Source organism: Proteus sp. fly-1089, assembly GCF_040138965.1.
Lineage (GTDB): Bacteria > Pseudomonadota > Gammaproteobacteria > Enterobacterales > Enterobacteriaceae > Proteus > Proteus vulgaris_B.
Map to the genome: position 1 here is coordinate 552070 of NZ_JBEETS010000001.1, position 21182 is coordinate 573251.

20 protein-coding genes are annotated in these 21182 nt (G+C 37.6%); 14 read left to right on the forward strand and 6 right to left on the reverse strand.

What is annotated here, in order from left to right; all coding sequences use genetic code 11:
* The first annotated feature begins 12 nt into the window (after positions 1-12).
* The 3 genes from ABN080_RS02630 (at position 13) to ABN080_RS02640 (ending at position 3086) form a co-directional block, all read left to right on the forward strand.
* Complete coding sequence (locus ABN080_RS02630) at positions 13-633, forward strand: L-threonylcarbamoyladenylate synthase (RefSeq protein ID WP_072067997.1); 621 nt, start codon at positions 13-15, stop codon at positions 631-633.
* Between the two features lie 402 nt (positions 634-1035).
* On the forward strand, positions 1036-1959 hold the full coding sequence (gene rluB / locus ABN080_RS02635; protein ID WP_036937111.1) for a 23S rRNA pseudouridine(2605) synthase RluB: 924 nt from the start codon (positions 1036-1038) through the stop codon (positions 1957-1959).
* 176 nt (positions 1960-2135) lie between these two features.
* Entirely contained in the window at positions 2136-3086 is a 951-nt protein-coding gene (locus ABN080_RS02640; protein WP_349440271.1) for a hypothetical protein, read from the forward strand.
* 28 nt (positions 3087-3114) lie between these two features.
* Here ABN080_RS02640 and cobO read toward each other — a convergent pair whose 3' ends face one another.
* Both cobO and ABN080_RS02650 read right to left on the reverse strand, forming a co-directional pair.
* On the reverse strand, positions 3115-3705 hold the full coding sequence (cobO, locus tag ABN080_RS02645) for a cob(I)yrinic acid a,c-diamide adenosyltransferase (protein ID WP_196553113.1): 591 nt from the start codon (positions 3703-3705) through the stop codon (positions 3115-3117).
* Between the two features lie 19 nt (positions 3706-3724).
* A complete protein-coding gene (locus ABN080_RS02650) occupies positions 3725-4486 on the reverse strand; it encodes a YciK family oxidoreductase (RefSeq protein ID WP_176694681.1) in 762 nt (253 codons plus the stop codon).
* A 213-nt stretch (positions 4487-4699) separates the two neighbouring features.
* On the opposite strand from ABN080_RS02650, the gene sohB reads away from it, so the two are divergent.
* The gene (sohB, locus tag ABN080_RS02655; RefSeq protein WP_072068000.1) at positions 4700-5746 is read left to right on the forward strand and encodes a protease SohB; all 1047 of its coding nucleotides are present in this window, start codon (positions 4700-4702) and stop codon (positions 5744-5746) included.
* 480 nt (positions 5747-6226) lie between these two features.
* Here sohB and ABN080_RS02660 read toward each other — a convergent pair whose 3' ends face one another.
* Positions 6227-6475 carry a YciN family protein gene (locus ABN080_RS02660; protein WP_072068001.1) on the reverse strand — a complete coding sequence of 83 codons (249 nt, stop codon included), beginning with the start codon at positions 6473-6475 and terminating at the stop codon, positions 6227-6229.
* Between the two features lie 307 nt (positions 6476-6782).
* Here ABN080_RS02660 and topA point away from each other — a divergent pair, with 307 nt between their 5' ends.
* From topA to cysB, 3 genes are all read left to right on the forward strand, one after another.
* Positions 6783-9380, forward strand: coding sequence for a type I DNA topoisomerase (gene topA, locus ABN080_RS02665; protein ID WP_072068002.1), 2598 nt, complete (start codon positions 6783-6785; stop codon positions 9378-9380).
* Positions 9381-9537: 157 nt separating this feature from the next.
* Entirely contained in the window at positions 9538-10062 is a 525-nt protein-coding gene (gene sodC, locus ABN080_RS02670; protein ID WP_349438927.1) for a superoxide dismutase [Cu-Zn] SodC, read from the forward strand.
* Positions 10063-10300: 238 nt separating this feature from the next.
* Positions 10301-11275 carry an HTH-type transcriptional regulator CysB gene (gene cysB / locus ABN080_RS02675; RefSeq protein ID WP_072068003.1) on the forward strand — a complete coding sequence of 325 codons (975 nt, stop codon included), beginning with the start codon at positions 10301-10303 and terminating at the stop codon, positions 11273-11275.
* A gap of 60 nt (positions 11276-11335) precedes the next feature.
* Here cysB and ABN080_RS02680 read toward each other — a convergent pair whose 3' ends face one another.
* The gene (locus ABN080_RS02680) at positions 11336-12166 is read right to left on the reverse strand and encodes an Evf family palmitoylated virulence factor (protein ID WP_349440272.1); all 831 of its coding nucleotides are present in this window, start codon (positions 12164-12166) and stop codon (positions 11336-11338) included.
* Between the two features lie 219 nt (positions 12167-12385).
* On the opposite strand from ABN080_RS02680, the gene acnA reads away from it, so the two are divergent.
* Positions 12386-15058 (forward strand): aconitate hydratase AcnA, encoded by a 2673-nt coding sequence (gene acnA / locus ABN080_RS02685; RefSeq protein WP_349440273.1) that lies wholly within the window; start codon positions 12386-12388, stop codon positions 15056-15058.
* Positions 15059-15165: 107 nt separating this feature from the next.
* Here acnA and nlpA read toward each other — a convergent pair whose 3' ends face one another.
* Both nlpA and ribA read right to left on the reverse strand, forming a co-directional pair.
* Entirely contained in the window at positions 15166-15981 is an 816-nt protein-coding gene (gene nlpA, locus ABN080_RS02690; protein WP_196553108.1) for a lipoprotein NlpA, read from the reverse strand.
* A 246-nt stretch (positions 15982-16227) separates the two neighbouring features.
* Positions 16228-16827, reverse strand: a complete 600-nt coding sequence (gene ribA / locus ABN080_RS02695; RefSeq protein ID WP_072068007.1) for a GTP cyclohydrolase II — start codon at positions 16825-16827, stop codon at positions 16228-16230.
* Between the two features lie 265 nt (positions 16828-17092).
* Here ribA and pgpB point away from each other — a divergent pair, with 265 nt between their 5' ends.
* From pgpB to ABN080_RS02725, 6 genes are all read left to right on the forward strand, one after another.
* A complete protein-coding gene (gene pgpB, locus ABN080_RS02700; protein WP_164526288.1) occupies positions 17093-17812 on the forward strand; it encodes a phosphatidylglycerophosphatase B in 720 nt (239 codons plus the stop codon).
* A gap of 159 nt (positions 17813-17971) precedes the next feature.
* Entirely contained in the window at positions 17972-18289 is a 318-nt protein-coding gene (locus tag ABN080_RS02705; protein ID WP_349440274.1) for a LapA family protein, read from the forward strand.
* Between the two features lie 12 nt (positions 18290-18301).
* Positions 18302-19471, forward strand: coding sequence for a lipopolysaccharide assembly protein LapB (lapB, locus tag ABN080_RS02710; protein ID WP_196553106.1), 1170 nt, complete (start codon positions 18302-18304; stop codon positions 19469-19471).
* Positions 19472-19516: 45 nt separating this feature from the next.
* Positions 19517-20245 (forward strand): orotidine-5'-phosphate decarboxylase, encoded by a 729-nt coding sequence (pyrF, locus tag ABN080_RS02715; RefSeq protein WP_196553105.1) that lies wholly within the window; start codon positions 19517-19519, stop codon positions 20243-20245.
* Positions 20246-20323: 78 nt separating this feature from the next.
* Positions 20324-20647: a stress response translation initiation inhibitor YciH gene (gene yciH / locus ABN080_RS02720; RefSeq protein WP_072068012.1), complete on the forward strand. Its 324-nt coding sequence runs from the start codon at positions 20324-20326 to the stop codon at positions 20645-20647.
* A gap of 101 nt (positions 20648-20748) precedes the next feature.
* A complete protein-coding gene (locus tag ABN080_RS02725) occupies positions 20749-21159 on the forward strand; it encodes a hypothetical protein (RefSeq protein WP_349440275.1) in 411 nt (136 codons plus the stop codon).
* The last annotated feature ends 23 nt before the right edge of the window (positions 21160-21182 follow it).

Consider the following 21182-nt stretch of genomic DNA (forward strand, 5'->3'; position numbering starts at 1 on the left):
GTTGAGGGATGTATGAGCCAACTTTTTTATATTCACCCTGATAATCCGCAGGCTCGTTTAATTGAACAAAGTGCTGATATTTTACGCAAAGGCGGAGTGGTGATTTATCCAACAGATTCTGGCTATGCTATTGGCTGTTGCTTAGAAAATAAAGATGCAATGACGCGGATTTGTCGTATTCGTCAATTAGATAAAAACCATAATTTCACACTGATGTGTCGCGATCTATCAGAAATCGCTAATTACGCTTATGTTGATAATGTGGTATTTCGATTAATAAAAAATAACACTCCAGGTAATTACACCTTTATCTTAAAAGCAACTAAAGATGTACCAAAACGTTTGATGAATGATAAACGTAAAACGATTGGCTTACGTGTTCCTTCTAACCCTATTGCATTAGCATTGTTAGAAAATATTGGTGAGCCATTAATGTCAACTAGCCTGATTTTACCAGGTAATGATTTTGCAGAGTCTGATCCTGAAGAAATCAACGATTTATTAAGCAAACAAGTGGATTTAGTGATCCATGGTGGCTATTTAGGTCAAAAGCCTACAACAGTCATTGATTTAACAGAAGATAGCCCGGTGATAATCCGAGAAGGCACTGGAGATATTACTCCATTTCAGTAAATGATTTGGCCGATTAAACTAAATATCGATTCGATAGATGCATAGTAAAGAAATTTATCGTGAGATAAAGAGATAAAAGGTGAAGGGATTTACCGCTTGTGTTAAATTTATACATTGCGATAAAAATCACGGTGCTTGTTTTTAAAATCGGTTATGTCAATGCGCGTTTTCGTTGATACGCTAATATACATAACAAAAAAGAAGTAAAACCGTCATGCTATTTTATCGAGACTATTTATCACAATGTTGATGTGAAAAGCATCAACATTGTTCACTATTGAATCAATAAGCCTGTGTTTATGAGTGAATTTAATAAACATGGGTTATTTTTTACTCAATTGATTTTTTAAAAATTAATTCTATTTTTATGACGCCTGTGAAGGCGACACATGAGGTTGTTTCATGAGCGATAAATCGCAACGTACTGAAAAATTACAAAAAATTCTTGCTCGTTCTGGCCACGGCTCTCGTCGTGAGATTGAAGGTTACCTTCAAGAAGGACGTATCAGCATTGATGGTACAAAAGCAAAATTAGGTGATCGTATTGATGTCACCACAACAGCAAAAATCCGCTTAGATGGTCGTATTTTAAATATTCGCGAAGCCCAAAAAGATGTTTGTCGAGTGTTAGCGTATTACAAACCTGAAGGTGAACTGTGTACTCGTAGTGATCCACAAGGCCGTCCTACCGTTTTCCAACGTCTTCCTCGTCTTAACAGTGCTCGTTGGATCGCTGTTGGTCGTCTTGATGTGAATACCAGTGGATTATTGTTATTTACAACAGATGGTGAATTAGCTAACCGTCTAATGCATCCAAGCCGTGAGGTTGAACGTGAATATGCGGTTCGTGTTTTCGGTGAAATTGATGACGCTAAAATTCGTCAACTAACTCGTGGTGTGCAACTAGAAGATGGCCCAGCATCATTTCGCTCTGTTTCTTATCGTGGTGGTGAAGGAATTAACCAATGGTACAACGTTTCACTGACAGAAGGCCGTAACCGTGAAGTTCGCCGTATGTGGGAAGCTGTTGGTGTTCAAGTAAGTCGTCTTATTCGTGTTCGCTATGGTGATATTGATTTACCTAAAGGCTTACCACGCGGTGGTTGGGTAGAACTTGGGTTAGAGCAGATTAACTACTTGCGTCAACTGGTTGAATTAAATGATGAGACAGTAACAAAAGTGGCGGTAGAAAAAGACCAACGTCGAATTAAAGCAAATCAAATTCGCCGTGCAGTTAAGCGTCATACTAAAATATCAGCTCGTACCTCTACGTCACCTGCAAAAAGAGCGTCAAGTCGTCGTCAGTCAGCTGGAAATAATAAGTAGTTTTCGAATAATTATTTATTATTTTAAATTAAAATATCATTTTTCATTAAGAGGCAACCAATAAACATTGGGAGCCTCTTTTTTGATAGCTTTATTTTTATTATAAATATATCTATGATAGTTATATTGTTTCCACGATATAATTTGATATTTAACGATAAGGTATTCAAAATAATATGTATCGTTATTTTTATTTGATAGTTGCATTATATATAACCTCTTTAGTCACGGGGTGTGATTATCCCGCAATAAGAGAAAAGCAAAATGGTGTTTTCTACATCAGCAATAACCAATTAGAACTTTTAGAGTTTAAAATTGATAATATTAAATTTGTGATGGGTAAAGGTGAAGTAAAAAAAATCAAACTAAATAATGGTGAACATGTACTTGTTGATGGACAAGGTAAACAAAGTATATTTATGATTTATCCGGGGAATAGGGGTGGCATAATTAATCCTAATAGGGATATATATTATAGTTTTACAGCATTATTTAAACAAGAATATACCCCATCTGAGGAAATGCACATAGAGGAGCGTACTGTATGGGTAAATGGTATACTTTTAAGAGGCGCGATAAATAGCTCAGATTCTCTCTTTATTGATAATAATATATTTAACTGTGATATTCCAATCGATGAATCATTACCTACTTATTTATCTGATTGGGAAGGTAATGAAAAAGTAAATGTATTGACCAAATGTTTTACAAAAAATGATTTCCATCAATATATTATTAAGTTCCCCTATGGTATTAAATTTTATTCAGAGCGTGATTTATTAACTCAATATAAAGCAGAAAACCAATTTAATTGGATCGATGAAAATAATACACGAACAGATAGTTTATCTCCGTTAGAAGCTAACTTTAGTTTCAGTGATGAAAATTTAATGAAAGAGGCAATAAGTATTCACGAAATAGTTAAAAAATATTTAACATCGAGAAACTCTACTGAAAGAATATTATTTTATGATGAGTATCATAAACATATTATGAAGATGGCAATACTCTATGATCAACAAATAAGAAGGCATATTTTTGTTGATAGGGAGATGTATTTAGATTTTATTAAAAAAAATGGACGCATATTTGGTGCGGGTATTTTAGGAGAGCCCATTCTTATGTAATGTTTAGATTGCGCTTGTTACTCAGTCGTTACCAATCTATGCCTTGTTGTGCTTTTATCCCACTATCAAAAGCATGTTTGACAGGACGCATTTCTGTCACCGTATCAGCTAACTCAATTAATTTTCTATGGCAGCCTCTTCCTGTAATAATAACGTTTTGGTGCGCAGGGCGAGAGCTAATCGCTGAAATAACCTCATCTAATGGTAAATAGTTAAAGCTAATCATATAGGTAATTTCATCAAGGATAACTAAATCATATTCTGGGTTGTTAAGCAATTTGAGTGCATATTGCCATGTATTTAAGCAAGCAGTTGTATCGGTACTTTTATCTTGAGTTTCCCAAGTAAAGCCTGTCTCCATGACATAAAAAGGCACACCAAATTGCTCTAATAAATTACGTTCACCGTTCTCCCATGTTCCTTTAATAAACTGCACAACACCGACTTTTTTTTGATGACCAACAGCACGTGTCGCTGTGCCCATCGCTGCCGTCGTTTTACCTTTACCATTACCTGTAAATATCATCAAAATACCTTGTTCTCTTTGAGCTTGCTCAATTCGGGTATCTACTTTCTCTTTTAAACGTTGTTGGCGTTTTTGGTGTTGTGCATCATTCATTTTTGACCTCGAGTTTATGTTATTCAGCAGGGCCGGCTTTGCGACCTGGTTGGGCATCTAAAGATTGTCCTTTTACATCGATGCTGTCATCACTCATCAAGTAGAGATATAACGGCATTAAGTCTTTAGGTGTTTTTAGCTTTTGTGCATTTTCATCAGGAAACGCACTGGCTCTCATTGCGGTACGAGTGCCACCAGGATTAATGCAGTTAATTCGTAAGGTGCTATCGTTATATTCTTCATTGAGTACCTGCATAAAGCCTTCTGTTGCGAATTTGGAAACAGAATAAGCGCCCCAACCGTAACGACCTTGGCGCCCGACGCTGGATGTGGTGAGAATAAGACTTGCATGAGGGGCTTTTAGCATTAAAGGTAACAGTGCTTTAGTCAGCATGAATGTCGCGTTGACGTTAACTTGCATAACATCATGCCAAAGATTACTTGGTTGATTAATGATTGGTTCAACAACACCTAGCAGACCTGCATTTTGTAGCACACCATCAAGGTGAGGAAAGCGTTTAACAAGTGTATCAGCAAATTGCTGAAAATCATTTTCAGTTGCTGTAAGTAAATCAAGGGGATACAACATCGGTTGTTGTCCTCCTGATGTAATGATTTCTTCTTGAACATCTTCAAGTTTTGATAAAGTACGGCCTAATAAGATAAGTGTTGCGCCATATTGCGCATAAGTTAGTGCGGCTTCTTTTCCTATGCCATCACCAGCACCAGTTACTAGAATAATTTTATCTTTTAGCACGCTATGATCCGGTTGATATTGCAACATATTGATATCCTGTCTAGTAAAAAGTAAATAAAGTGTAACGTCTTATTTGTCTAGCGACCAGTTTAGTCTAGTTTTTTGTTTACAATTTATGGCTATTTTCTTTATGGTATTGCCCATAATTATGCCTTTGTGACTAGCGCTAAAGCAGAATTTCGTTAAACTAGGCATATTGGTTTTAGTCAGTGTTATTAACCTTAAAAAGAGGTCTTTGTGGAGTATATTTTACAATATGGACTGTTTTTAGCAGAGATCGCCACGGTTGTCGTGGCTATTATCGCTATTGTGTTGTTTTTTATCGTTATTGGAAATAAGAAGCAAAATCGAAAAGGCACGTTAAAAGTGACAGATCTTGCTGAAGCTTATGAAGAAAAACAGCGGGTAATGCAACAAGCGAGAATGGATGATGCTGAATTAAAGGTCTGGTACAAAGCGTTTAAAAAACAGCAGAAAAAAGAAAATAAACAAAGTAAAAACAATGCGAAAGAAGGTAAGAAAGGCGTTGTAAAACCTTGTTTATATGTTCTTGATTTCAATGGTAGTATGGATGCGCATGAAGTAGGTGCATTACGTGAAGAGATCAGTGCCATTCTTTCTGTTGCCCAAACCGGTGATGAAGTTTTACTCCGTTTAGAAAGCCCTGGTGGCATGGTTCATGGATATGGGCTAGCTGCTGCGCAATTAACACGTTTAAAAGAAAAAGGCATTAAACTTACTGCGGTTGTCGATAAAGTCGCCGCAAGTGGTGGATATATGATGGCCTGTGTGGCTGATAAAATCGTCGCAGCACCTTTTGCGATTATTGGCTCAATTGGTGTCGTTGCTCAAATCCCTAACATTCACCGATTGCTTAAGAAAAATGATATTGATGTTGAGTTACATACTGCTGGTGAATATAAACGTACATTAACTTTGTTGGGTGAAAACACAGAAGAAGGTCGTGAGAAATTTAAACAAGATTTAAATGAAACACACTTGTTATTTAAATCTTTTGTACATAAATACCGCCCTCAACTTGATATTGATAGTGTCGCTACGGGAGAATATTGGTACGGCACAGAAGCATTGAATAAAGGCTTAATTGATGAAGTTGGTGTGAGTGATGACTGGTTAATTAATCACATTAACGACTATGAAGTCTTTTCTGTTCAATATGTTCTTAAAAAGAAAATGGTTGAACGTGTTACGGGCGGTGCAATGGAAAGCGTTGATAAATTGATGATGCGTTGGGTTCAAAGAAGTAAAAAACCATTGCTATAGTCCAAACGAGTACACAAGATTAAGCTTTATTTAGCGATACCGAGAATTTAAAACCTAAAGCTTGGTATCGCTGTTATTTTCCCTTCTTGTTTATCAACACTTCTTGAATTTTTCAAACCGCTATTTTGATGTTTTATTGGCAAATCGTATTGCAATAAGGCAAAAAAAAGCCAGTGAAGTATTCACTGGCAATCAAAGAAATAATTGATATTGCTTAACAACAACAGGGTAAATATTTCCTCTTTCTAGGAGGTGCCAATATAGCGGTAAAAACAAAATAAAAATAATTGATATTACTGATTATATTAATAGGTAGGTATAATCATAAACATCAGAAAACAATAAATCGCCTTCCTTTTTTGCATTTTTATTCTTTGTATGTGATTTTTTATGCTAGTTATTTTTTTGAAAAAGCAATAACTGGCAAGTAACGCCTCTTTCTCGATAGTGAGATTAAGTGTGAAATAATCCTAACGGCGATTATTCTAAATGATACTTATCTGATAACACATGTGCTAAATGCTTAAACATATTAAAAGCCGCAGTGCTTTTTGCTGTAGGTAAACCTTGCTCATCTAAAAAAAATTCGCCTTTAAATACGAGGACATTACCTTTTTGTTCAACAGAATCTGCATGCATACCTTGTAAATAATCCTCATGTTCACATATGATTTTATTCGCTTTTTCAAGTAGCATCTCTGTTGTAATCGGTGTAGTTTGTGTTGACATAATTTGTGCTCCTTAGAAAAATAATTTGTTGCGCCTCACTTTTTATCAGGTAGAGTGTGGCATTTTTAAAAGCTTAGCTACGCTATATGTAGCAAATATAATTTGCCCGTTGCCCGATCAAAGCAGTGAGGTGATTAAAATACCTCAAAAAAAGTAATGAGTTTTGAGCTCAAACAAAAGCTTTGAATAAAAACAGGTTGATATATTGCAAAACTAACGCAATATAAAAAAGAGATTTTAAACATTTTTTTAGTTGAGGGTATTAAACAATACCGTCATAACAAAGTTTAATTAGGTAAAGGTAATTATGGGTAAAGCTCTTGTAATCGTGGAGTCCCCGGCAAAAGCCAAAACGATCAATAAATATCTTGGCAATGACTACGTAGTTAAATCTAGCGTGGGTCACATTCGTGATTTGCCCAAGAGTGGTTCTGGCAGCCAGAAGAGCGAAAACTCATCCGCCACGAAAGGCGTGAAAAAAGTTAAAAAGGATGAGAAATCAGCCTTAGTCAGCCGTATGGGAATAGACCCCTATAATGGATGGAATGCGAACTATCAAATTCTACCCGGCAAAGAAAAGGTTGTGGCTGAACTAAAAGCATTGGCTGATAAAGCTGATCATGTCTATCTCGCAACGGACCTTGACCGCGAAGGAGAAGCTATCGCGTGGCATTTGCGCGAAGTTATCGGCGGTGATGATGAAAGATTTAGTCGAGTGGTTTTTAACGAAATCACGAAAAATGCTATTACACAAGCTTTCCAAACTCCAGGTGAGTTAAATATAGACCGCGTTAACGCGCAACAAGCACGTCGTTTTATGGATCGTGTTGTGGGCTATATGGTTTCACCTTTACTTTGGAAAAAAGTCGCTCGTGGATTATCTGCGGGTCGAGTGCAATCTGTCGCTGTTCGTCTATTGGTTGAACGTGAGCGTGAGATTAAAGCCTTTGTTCCTGAAGAATATTGGCAGTTACACGCATCATTATTAACACCTGATGAACAACCATTGCGTATGGAAGTCACGCATTATAATGATAAAGCCTTCAATCCTGTTTCATCTGATGAAACACAGGTTGCGGTTAATGCATTAAAAAATGCAACCTTCACAGTAAAAGATCGTGAAGATAGACCAACATCAAGCAAACCAAGTGCACCACTTATCACATCAACTTTACAACAAGCGGCAAGTACGCGTTTAAGTTTTGGTGTGAAAAAGACAATGATGCTAGCTCAACGCCTTTATGAAGCAGGTTATATTACCTATATGCGTACTGACTCGACTAACTTAAGTCAGGATGCAATTCAAATGGCGCGTGATTATATCAGTGAGCAATTTGGTGCTAAGTATTTGCCGAAAGAGCCAAATGTTTATTCGAGCAAAGAAAATTCGCAAGAAGCGCACGAAGCTATTCGTCCTTCGGATATCAACGTTATCGCAGAATCTTTAAAAGATATGGATAACGATGCCAAACGATTATATCAACTAATTTGGAACCAATTTGTGGCGTGTCAAATGACACCAGCAAAATATGATTCAACGACATTAACAGTCGAATCAGGTGATTATAAATTACGTGCTAAAGGTCGTACTCTACGTTTTGCAGGTTGGACGAAAGTGATGCCAGCAATGCGTAATAAAGATGAAGATAAGACGTTGCCGGCTGTTGATGTTGGCGCAAAACTTGCTTTAGTTGAATTAGAACCAACTCAACACTTTACTAAGCCACCAGCACGTTTTAGTGAAGCTACGTTAGTTAAAGAATTAGAAAAACGTGGTATTGGTCGTCCTTCAACTTATGCGTCTATTATTTCCACTATTCAAGATCGTGGTTATGTAAAAGTTGAAAATCGCCGTTTTTATGCAGAAAAAATGGGTGAAATTGTTACTGATCGCTTAGAAGAGAATTTTAGCGATTTAATGAATTACGATTTCACTGCGCAAATGGAAGATCACCTCGACCATGTTGCGAATAATGAAGAAAATTGGAAAGCGGTATTAGATGCGTTTTTCTCAGATTTTAGTCAGCAACTCGAAGTGGCTGAAAAAGATCCTGAAGAAGGCGGAATGCGACCAAACCCAATGGTTATTACCTCAATTGAATGTCCGACATGTTCTCGTCATATGGGAATTCGAACGGCAACAACGGGGGTGTTCTTAGGTTGCTCAGGTTACGCATTGCCACCAAAAGAACGTTGTAAACAGACTATTAACCTTATCCCTGAAGATGAATTATTGAATATTCTTGAAGGGGAAGATGCAGAAACTAACGCATTACGTGCACGTCGTCGTTGTCCGAAATGTGGTACTGCAATGGACAGCTATCTGATTGACACGCATCGTAAATTACATGTTTGTGGTAATAATCCGGCATGTGATGGTTATGAAGTCGAAGAGGGTGAATTCCGCTTAAAAGGTTACGAAGGGCCTGTCATAGAGTGTGATAAATGTGGCTCTGAAATGCATCTGAAAATGGGGCGTTTTGGTAAATACATGGGTTGCACCAATGATGAATGTAAAAATACCCGTAAAATCTTAAAAAGTGGTGAAATTGCGCCACCGAAGGAAGATCCTGTACCGCTTCCTGAGTTGCCGTGTGAAAAATCTGATGCGTATTTTGTCTTACGTGATGGTGCTGCGGGTGTATTCTTAGCCGCAAATACCTTCCCTAAATCAAGAGAAACGCGCGCACCAAAAGTAGAAGAATTGGTTCGCTTTAAAGACAGATTAGCAGAGAAAATGCGTTATTTAGCTGAAGCGCCTGTGGCTGATCCAGAAGGAAATCCAACTATTGTGCGGTTTAGTCGTAAAACTAAACAACAATATGTTTCTTCTGAAAAAGATGGCAAAGCAACGGGTTGGTCTGCGTTTTATATCGATGGTAAATGGGTTGAAAAAACCAAATAACATTGGTATCACTCGATAAATAAAAAAGCGACTAATGAGAGTTAGTCGCTTTTTTTGTATGAAGAAGATATGCTAATTAATGTACATTGAAACAGTATAAGTGGTTAATTTCTATTTGTCTGATATTTTACTTTGCTAATAATAAGACGGAGATACTATGAAACTGATGCCTTTGTTACTCTCTAGTTTACTCTTCACCTCAGTGGCGAGTGCAGCCACATTAGATGTCACGTTGAAAGAAGCGCTTCCTACAGGTGCAGGTAACGATATTGGTGTTGTTACCATCACAGAAACCGATTATGGGCTGTTATTTACGCCAAAATTGACAGGATTAACCCCCGGTGTGCATGGTTTTCATATTCATGCTAATGGCTCTTGTGAGCCAGATATGAAAGAGGGTAAACCGGTTCCTGCTTTAAAAGCGGGTGGTCATTTAGATCCTGAAAAAACGGGGGTTCATTTGGGGCCTTATAATAATGAAGGGCACTTAGGTGATTTACCTGGATTGGTTGTTAATGATAAAGGTGTTGCTGATTACGCAGTATTAGCGCCAAAATTAACTAAACTTGAGCAAGTGAAAGATAAAGCCATAATGGTGCATGTCGGTGGTGATAACTATTCGGATAATCCAGAAGCGCTTGGCGGTGGTGGTGCAAGAATGGCATGCGGTGTAATTAAATAATTTAAAGCCATTATTGTTCTAGAATAAAAGCTGACATTTAGTCAGCTTTTTTTATGCTTATTTATAGCTTATAACCATTCGATATAACAAAACCTAAATAACCCTATTAATTACGTTAGACCGAAATGAAATAAGTGATATAGTGGTTATATATTACATCTTTATTATTCTTTTTAGTTATATGAATATAAATAGAATAACGGAATAATAAGTCTTTTGTTGAAGGGATAGCCTCTCTATGAAATTACAACAGTTGCGTTATATCGTTGAAGTGGTGAATAACGATTTAAATGTATCAACCACGGCAGAGCGTTTGTATACATCTCAACCGGGGATAAGTAAGCAGATCCGCATGTTAGAAGATGAATTAGGTATACAAATATTTTCTCGTAGTGGTAAACATTTAACGCATGTAACACCCGCAGGTGAAGAGATTGTTAGGCTGTCTAGAGAAATCTTGTCAAAAACAGAAGCCATTCGCTCTGCAGCAGGGGAACATACTTATCCGGATAGAGGCTCACTGTCTATTGCAACAACACATACTCAAGCTCGTTATGTATTGCCACCTGTGATAAAAGGCTTTATTGAGCGTTATCCTGATGTTTCATTACATATGAATCAAGGTTCACCAACACAAATAGCTGAAGATGTTTGCAGAGGTAAAAGTGATTTCGCTATTGCGACAGAGTCACTGCATCTTTATAACGATTTAGTGATGCTACCTTGTTATCGATGGAATCGTATTGTGGTGGTTCCTAAAGATCATCCTTTGGCACAAAAAAGAGAAGTCACACTGAAAGAGCTTGCTGGTTACGACATCGTGACTTATACCCAAGGTTTTACAGGGCGTTCTGATCTTGATGATGCTTTTGGCCAAGTAGGTTTAAAACCTAAAATTGTTTTCACTGCAACAGATGCTGATGTCATTAAAACGTATGTAAGATTGCATTTAGGTATTGGTGTAATTGCTAGTATGGCGTTTGATCCTGTGCTAGACAGTGATTTAGTGGCGATTGATATGCGCGATAAGTTTAGCTACAGCACAACGAAAATTGCGTTCCGTCGCAGTGGTTTCTTACGTGGTTATATGTATGATTTTATGTGGCGTTTTGCCCCACATCTAACTCGTAATTTAATTGAACAAGCAGTTACATTGCGAACACATGAAGAAATTGAAGAGCTATTTAAAGATATTGAATTGCCATTAGTTTAATACTGAAAGGCGGGTAATTCCCGCCTTCAAGCGTAATCATCAATCTTAACCCCGCATAACTTATTTCAAATAAAAATCCCCACTAAAAAAAGCGTCTGATTTTGTAATTCTTAGTTGACGATATTTATTTAAAAAATCATAAAACTGTTGATTAATTTCCGGATCATCCAGTGCATTAGCATCAAAGATAGAGGTGATCGTGCTGTACTCTAAAGACACAGTAAATTTACGTCCAATACAACTGGCAAGGAGCATTTTTGCTGATTGATATGAAAAACGTAAGCTCAGGATTTTTAACTTAGGTACAAAAATAAGGTGGTTGTTATGATTAAGGATCTCGGTCACTCCTGCAACGGTTATTGTTTGATAACTATCTAATGATTGTCGTAATCCAATTTCTATTTTTTGGCCTTGAGTACGTAAAAAATCAATAAACTCATTTAAAGCAGGTGAGGTGGCATTAATCGCTGTACCGAGTAATAACTGAATAAAAGCTTGAGCAACCGAAAGATCAAATGTCTGTTTGTGGAGATTTCTTGTTTCCACCTTATTTTGTCCTAAAAGAGGAAGATGATTCAGCGTCTCTAACCAATGTTCAGGACGATAATAGGCTTCGTTGTCTTCCTTTTTTAATGCGGCAAGATGGTTCGCTATGATAGAAATAAGTCCAATTTGAATATTTTTAAGTTTTAACATTTTTTCTATTTCAAATTCTTCAAACAATTTTGGTGAGGCGATAATAAATTGTACCAAGCCTTCAGTATCTTTTAGATTTTGAGAATGTAATGGGTTTATCGATAAAGTTTGCGGAAAAGGAGGCGTGATAGGTTCAGCAAAGTAATGATCGGCACTCATTATATTCTTTAGTAACTCAGATTGTTTATTATTCATAAATTTCATCCTTTCATAGTTATAACTCCGTTATTAAATCCTAATTAGATGAAAATCTTGAGACTAAAATTTATTAACACCATGACGGCCATAACATTACGTTAACAAATTGTGTGATCCTTAAGCCAAATTATAAGTTATATGATATGTTTAATAGATAACCTTACCTATTTTGATGGTTTAAATATGCTGTCAGTATAAAAATAAGAAGGAGGAGCTATGTCGTTACACTTGAAAAAAGAGAGCCATTCCACGCTCTTAGTTGGATCACGTGAATATGAGTATTACCGCCTTACTGAAGTTGCTCGTCAATTAGGCGATATTACCCGTCTTCCTAAATCTCTGAAGGTACTGTTAGAAAATTTAGTACGTTATCTCGACAATGATACGGTTGTTGAAGATGATATTAAGGCGTTAGTTGATTGGCAAAAAACTGCTCATGCATCTCGTGAAATAGCTTATCGACCAGCAAGGGTTTTAATGCAGGATTTTACCGGTGTGCCTGCTGTTGTTGACTTAGCCGCAATGCGAGAAGCAGTAAAATCATTGGGCGGACAGGTGGAAAAGGTTAATCCATTGTCGCCCGTTGATTTAGTTATCGATCACTCTGTGATGGTTGATGAATACGCAAGTAAAAATGCATTTGCTGAAAACGTTGAAATAGAAATGGAACGCAATTATGAACGTTACCTTTTCTTGCGTTGGGGGCAGCAATCATTTGAACGTTTTCGTGTTGTGCCACCAGGAACAGGGATTTGCCATCAGGTAAACCTTGAGTATTTAGGTAAAGCTATCTGGTCTGAAGAAAAAGATGGTCGCTATGTAGCTTATCCAGATACCTTAGTAGGAACAGATTCTCATACAACCATGATTAATGGCCTCGGTGTTTTAGGTTGGGGGGTTGGAGGTATTGAAGCTGAAGCAGCAATGTTAGGTCAGCCTATTTCAATGCTTATTCCTGATGTTGTTGGTTTTAAACTGACAGGCAAACTGCGAGAAGGTATTACAGCAACAGATCTTGTGCTTACTGTCACCCAAATGTTACGAGCCCACGGTGTAGTAGGAAAATTTGTTGAGTTTTACGGAGATGGTTTAGCCTCATTACCTTTAGCTGATCGGGCAACAATAGCTAATATGTCGCCAGAATACGGAGCAACATGTGGCTTTTTCCCAATAGACAATATTACGCTTGATTATTTGCGTTTAACTGGGCGAGAAGAGCAAGAAATTGCTTTAGTTGAAGCTTATAGTAAAGAACAAGGTTTATGGCGTCATACAGGTGATGAGCCTATCTTCACCTCTACATTATCTCTTGATATGGGAACCGTTGAAGCAAGCCTAGCTGGACCTAAACGTCCTCAAGATAGAGTAAATTTAGCAAGTGTTCCTAATGCATTTAAAGCGGCAGTAGAGCTTGAAACAAACAAGAAACCACTTTCACACTTTCCTGAAGTAAAAATTGATAATTATCCTGAATTTAAACTCACTGATGGCGCTGTCGTTATTGCCGCAATCACATCCTGTACAAATACTTCAAATCCAAATGTCTTAATGGCTGCGGGGTTACTGGCTAAAAATGCAGTAGAAAAAGGATTGCAACGTAAGCCTTGGGTTAAATCCTCTTTAGCACCCGGCTCTAAAGTCGTCACAGATTACCTTAATTTAGCGGGATTAACGCCTTATCTTGATGAGTTAGGTTTTAATCTTGTGGGTTACGGTTGCACTACTTGTATTGGTAATTCAGGGCCTTTATTAGCGCCAATTGAAAGCGCAATTAAAGACAATGATTTAACTATTGCAGCGGTATTATCAGGTAATCGTAACTTTGAAGGTCGTATCCATCCATTAGTGAAAACCAACTGGTTAGCTTCGCCTCCGCTAGTGGTTGCTTATGCATTGTCAGGAAATATAAGTATCGATCTTACTAAAGAGCCTTTAGGTAAAGACAAGCAGGGTAACCCTGTTTACTTAAAAGATATTTGGCCTGACAGTAAGGCTATTGCGGATGCTGTTGAAAAAGTGAAAACGGAGATGTTCCATAAAGAGTACTCTGCGGTGTTTGAGGGAGATGAAACATGGAAATCACTGAAAACACAAAATACGCCAGTTTATACTTGGCAGGCAGATTCTACTTATATTCGTCATCCACCTTTCTTTAAAGGGATGACGAAAACGCCAGCACCAATTAATGATATTCACCAAGCCAGTATCTTGGCAATTTTAGGTGATTCGGTAACAACTGACCATATTTCACCTGCTGGAAACATTAAAGCCGATAGTCCCGCAGGGCGTTATTTGCGTGAACATGGGGTAGAACCGAAAGATTTTAACTCCTACGGCTCTCGACGTGGTAATCATGAAGTTATGATGCGAGGCACCTTTGCCAATATTCGTATTCGTAATGAAATGGTTCCGGGAATTGAAGGTGGTTTCACCAAACATATTCCAACAGGGGAAACGTTAGCAATTTATGATGCTGCAATGCGTTATCAGCAAGAAAATACTCCACTGGCGATCATTGCAGGGAGTGAGTATGGTTCAGGCTCTAGCCGTGACTGGGCAGCAAAAGGAACGCGTTTATTAGGTGTTCGTGTCGTGATTGCGGGTTCTTTTGAGCGTATTCATCGTTCTAACTTGATTGGTATGGGTGTTTTACCGTTAGAATTCCCCACAGGTGTTACACGTCAAACATTAAGCTTAAAAGGTGATGAGAAAATTGAGATCACCGGACTTAATGCATTAACACCAAGCCAAGATGTCGCGGTTAATATTACTTTTGCGGATAATCGCACTGAAACTATTATGGCGCGTTGCCGTATTGATACACAAACCGAACTCGCTTATTTCCAACACGGTGGCATATTACATTATGTTATTCGTAATATGCTGTGATTAGTTTTACGGTTTAATCTAAAAACAAACGCCTCATTATAAAAGTTTAATGAGGCGTTTGTTTAGGTAGTTTAAGTGGAGTATGTCATAAAAAAAGCTAATAAATTTTACCAACCTTGAACTGCGCCACCATTAAAAATGGTTTCGGCGGCTGTTGCAACTTCGGGAGATTGATAAGCTTTGATAAAATCACGTACATTATCAGCGTCTTTATTATCTTCTCTTGCCACAATAATATTGGTGTAAGGTGAGTTTTTATCTTCAATAAAAATACTGTCTTTTGTCGGAGATAAATTAATTTGTTGGATGTAGGTGGTGCTAATAATGGCAACGGTGACTTTAGGATCGTTTAACACTCGTGGTAATTGTGCGCCTTCTAGCTCCATAATTTTTAATTTAAGAGGATTATCAATAATATCAATAGCCGTAGGTAATAAGCCACTATTTGGTTTTAATGTGATAAGTTTTTCTTTATCTAATAACAGTAAAGCTCGGCCCAAATTGGTTGGATCGTTAGGAACTGCAATGGTGTCACCAGACTTTAACTCAGAAGGGTGTTTAATTTTTGTTGAATAGCCAGCCATAGGGAAAACAAAGGTATTGCCCACAGCCACTAAATTATAACCACGAGATTGATTATCTTGAGCAAGAAAAGGACGATGTTGAAAAACATTAGCATCTAATTCTTTATTCGCTGTGGGATCATTTGGTAATAATGAGCCACTAAAACCTACTAACTCAACCTCTAAGCCATATTTTTCTTTAGCCACTTTTTTGGCAATTTCAGCCACATCTTGTTCAGCACCATTGATCACACCAACTTTGATTGAATAGCTGTTTTTATCGTTATTATCACATCCTGTTAATAATGTTCCTACTAATAATAGCGCGCTGAAAATCCGACCAGAAAAATGTAATGGCATAATGCATTCCTATCAAAATTTATTTATTAATAAATAACTTAGGAACCTATAGAGAGTCAATGAAATCGCATATGATAAATTTTCACATGATATAATGTAATGATAAAAAAGGTGTAAAATCAGATGTAAGAAAAGAAAAATAGATAAAGAATTAATTTATAAAGTAATAGAATAAAAGGAATAAATAGAAAATCCGAGCAACTTAGACTCGGATTTGAAAATAATTAATGCTGTGCTGTTACTTTATTATTGCGCTTTCTTAAATAAAAGATGGCCCATTTTATCGGCTTTAGTATCAAGATAATGAGCATTACTTGGATTACGCCCGACAATCAAAGGAACTCGCTCGATAACATTAATGCCTGCGGTTTTCATGATTTCAATTTTTTTCGGATTATTGGTTAATAACCGCACTTCATGAACACCTAATAGATTATACATGTCAGCACAAAGGGTAAAATCGCGTTCGTCAGCTTTAAAACCTAATTCGAGGTTTGCTTCAACGGTATCTAACCCTTTATCTTGTAATGCGTAAGCTCTTATTTTATTCAGTAAACCAATATTCCGGCCTTCTTGGCGATGATAAAGTAAGACACCACGGCCTGCTTTGCTTATTTGTGAAAGTGCAGCTTCAAGTTGGAAGCCACAATCACAACGCAAACTAAATAAGGCATCACCCGTTAAGCATTCTGAATGAATACGAGATAATACAGGTTCTGAGCCTGAGATATCGCCATAGACTAGGGCGACGTGATCTTTACCTGTTGCGATTTCTTCAAAACCGACCATTAAAAACTCACCAAAAGGAGTAGGTAGTTTTGCTTCTGCGATACGTCTTAATTTCATTATTTTTGACTCATAATTTCAGGTGAAACTCTCGTTCAAGATTATACACTTTATAACGAGAACAAAGAGAAATAAAACACTGAAATGTTTCCATGTCTGATAGGCAAGGAAATGGGTTAACACACACTTATAAATTCACACCACCACAAATTATCAGATTTTGAGCCTTAGTGCATAATGATTTATTGCTAAACGAGCATCGTTTATACTGATAAACTTCAAAGATAAACGAAAGACAGTATTTGTATTTGAGAAGGGTAGATATTTGAATAAGAAGATAACAATATTAATTTTATTAGGCAGTATATTGCTCTTGAGCATACCTAGTGTAGTGTTAATGCTGGGTTGGCAATGGCAACCGACTGACCATCCTTTAGGGGGAATAAGCACATTGTGGATAGCAGACAGTGCAGCTAAACCTTGGGGAGCCATTAGTGTTATTGTGTTTTTAGTATTACTGTTTATGGCTTTAAAATTAAAACGTAATAACTTTATTCAATTAGCCGTGATAATTATTGCGACCTTAGCCGTTGGGCAATTAATTAAGGTTGCAGTTAAAAATACAGTCAAAGAACCTCGTCCTTATGTTATTTGGGTCAGTAGCAATTTACACATTACATCAGAGGAATTTTATCAAGTTTCCAGATCAGAGCGGGAACAATTGCTCCAAAATGGATTGGCAAATTCTCCTGTGATCCCAGGATGGCAACTTAAACATTGGAAAGCGGAAACTGGTTATGCTTTTCCATCAGGGCATAGCTTATTTGCAGCAACACTCGCCTTGTTTGTTTTTGTCCTTTTTATGTTGTGCCGTCATTATTTTTTGGCAACACTCGGGTTATTATGGGGAATCGATGTCACTGTAGGGCGTATTGTGTTGGGAATGCACTGGGCATCCGATGTGATTGTAGGTATTCTTATTAGTACTGTGCTGGTTTGGTGTGCATTTAAGGTGATTGAGCGACGTTTATTACTCAAATCCTGACGATAGCCCTTATTTTTGAGATACAGAATGTCTTTTTCAGTATTTATGTGAAAAAATATACGAAAATCAGTTGATTCTAAGAAATGACTTTCTTTGTGCGCAGTGAAAATGCTACCTTTATCTGTCCACTAAAGAAAAGAGAATAAAAAAGGAAATAATGTGAAAAAAGTCCTACTTTTTATTTTGGTTATTCTTGTTTTTGCCATCGTGGTCATTGCCATGACTTTAGGCTCAAATAACGATCAGGTAGTCACATTCAATTACCTTATTGCTCAAGGTGAATATCGTATTTCTACCTTGTTAGCCGCACTGTTTGGTGTAGGCTTTATTCTTGGTTGGATTGTAAGTGGTATTTTCTATTTGCGCGCCCGTTTATCATTAGGCCGAGCAAAACGTAAGATTAAACGTCTTGAAAGTGCTCAAACCAAACAAGAAAGTCAAGAAAGTCGCCCAACGGTTGCTTCTGCTACGAAATAAGGACGATAGCTGATGCTAGAATTGCTGTTTCTGTTACTACCTGTCGCGGCAGCTTACGGCTGGTATATGGGGCGTCGTGGCGCTCAACAGGATAAACAGCAGAATGCTGATCGCCTGTCACGAGAATACGTGGCAGGTGTTAACTTCTTACTTTCAGATCAACAAGATAAAGCAGTTGATCTCTTCCTTGAAATGCTTAAAGAAGATAGTTCTGCTTTTGAAGCACATCTTACGTTAGGCAATCTTTTCCGCTCTCGTGGTGAAGTTGAACGCGCAATTCGTATTCACCAATCCTTAATGGAAAGTGCGGCGCTTTCTTTTGAGCAACGCCTCCTTGCTGTTCAACAACTTGGCCGTGACTATGTTGCTGCGGGTGTTTACGATCGAGCTGAAAATATGTTTCAGCAACTTATTGATGAGCAAGAGTTTCGCCAAAGTGCGTTACAATCTTTGCTGGCTATTTACCAGTTAACTAGCGATTGGAGCAAAGCCATCGAAACAGCTGAAAAATTAGTAAAATTAGGTCAGCATGAATTAAAAGAACAAATATCACATTTTTACTGTGAGTTGGCACTTCAAGAAATGAGTAGTGATAATCTTGATAGTGCACTTAATTTTCTACAAAAAGCAGGCCAAGCAGATCCTCTCTGTGCTCGTGTTTCAATTATGTATGGACGTATTTATATTGCTCGTGATGAGAAACAAAAAGCCATTGAAGTGCTGATGAAAGTTATCGAGCAAGATAAAGAAATGGTGAGTGAAACACTGCCTATGCTTTTTGAATGTTTCCAGACACAAGAAGATAATTCTCGTTGGGAGGCGTATTTACGCCAATGTGTTGATAGTAATAGCGGTGCAATTGCTGAACTTTACCTTGCGGATATTATTGAAGCCAAAGAAGGTATTGAAGCCGCTCAGCTTTATATTAATCGACAATTAGAACGCCATCCTACAATGCGACTTTTCTATCGCTTAATGCGTTACCATTTAGCTGAAGCAGAAGAAGGTCGTGCTAAAGAAAGTCTTATCTTATTGCGTTATATGGTTGGTGAACAAATTCGTACCAAACCAGATTATCGTTGTCATAAATGTGGTTTTACCTCTCATGCATTATATTGGCATTGTCCATCCTGTCGTTCATGGGATACCGTTAAACCTATTCGCGGTTTAGATGGTCAGTGACGATGTCACTTTTTTAATAGTCTCTTTATAAATAAAGGCCCTAAAATGTCATTTCATTGTGATAAAAAATCGCCCGAGTTCACCTGCGCGCCCGTTATTGTGGCATTAGACTATGAAGATCAAAAAAGTGCATTAGATTTTGCACAACGTATCGATCCCTCATCTTGCCGTTTAAAAATAGGTAAAGAGATGTTTACCCGTTTTGGACCTCAATTTGTCACACAGTTACAAAAAGACGGTTTTGATATTTTCTTGGATCTAAAATTTCATGATATTCCAAATACAGTTGCAAGAGCCGTTGCAGCCGCAGCTGATTTAGGCGTATGGATGGTGAACGTACATGCTAGTGGAGGCAGTCGCATGATGCGTGCAGCTAAAGAGAGCCTTACATCCTATGGCAAAGACGCACCACTTTTAACAGCCGTAACGGTGTTAACAAGTATGGATAAATCTGATCTGATTGAATTGGGTATAACATTAACACCAGCAGAACAAGCGGAGCGCTTGGCATTGCTGACAAAATCTTGTGGTCTTGATGGTGTTGTTTGCTCTGCACATGAAGCTACACGTTTTAAACAAGTTTGTGGTGATGATTTCTTATTAGTGACACCAGGTATTCGCCCAGCAGGGAGTGATGTCGGTGATCAGCGTCGAGTAATGACACCAGAACAAGCCATTGCTGCAGGCGTTGATTATATGGTGATTGGACGTCCTATTACACGTAGTGATAATCCTCTTGAAACATTACAACAAATTAATCGTTCTATACTCTAAATAATTCAAGGTTTAGCTAAGTTGACAATGCACTGGATCTTAAAAGTATGACGAATATATACAAGGTATGTAATTAACATGGATAATAACTCTCGTTTGGTTTATTCCACAGATGCGGGTCGCATTAAAGAAGAAGAACAAAAGCCTGTACGTCCTGTCGGTGATGGCATTGTGCGTATTCAGCGTCAAACTAGTGGGCGCAAAGGTAAAGGTGTTTGTGTTGTTTCAGGTATCGATCTGGATGATGCTGAGCTGGCCAAGCTTGCTGCTGAACTGAAGAAAAAATGTGGCTGTGGTGGTAGTGTAAAAGACGGTTTAATTGAGATCCAAGGTGATAAACGTGATTTAATTAAATCGCTATTAGAAGCCAAAGGAATGAAAGTTAAACTGGCTGGTGGCTGATTTAGTTAGCTAGCAACGGAATGAATAATGATGCGCTGATTTTCTGTTGAGATTAGCGCATTTTTTATTGCCATTAATAGCTGTCTTTTTAAAGGTATTTTATGAAAGCGTATTTGATGATCGTAACATTGCTGTATTCTTCTGTGCTTTTGGCAGAAAGTAAAATGGATAAAGTGATTGTTCATGATAAATATTGTTCTTCACCAGAGCAGACAATGGATGAAGTCTACGAGCATGGGGCAATAACCAACTGTATTTATGCGGGGTTTTCAATCACTGATGCGTATAAAAAATATGTGGATGAACACGATGAAGCTTATCTTGAAAAAGTCATTAAAGTGAATAATAACGCCCAAAAAGAGTACCCAAATGATGCAGTCTCTGTTGACTATAATTGGGAAAACCCGAAAAAACTAATAATAGAACAGCAGTTTGCAGGTGGTTTTACTGAAATGTTGTTAGAAGAAGATCAGAAGGGTACTAAAATAACCATTACTGGTCATCCTGATTAAGTATTAGTCAAATAGAGAACAGC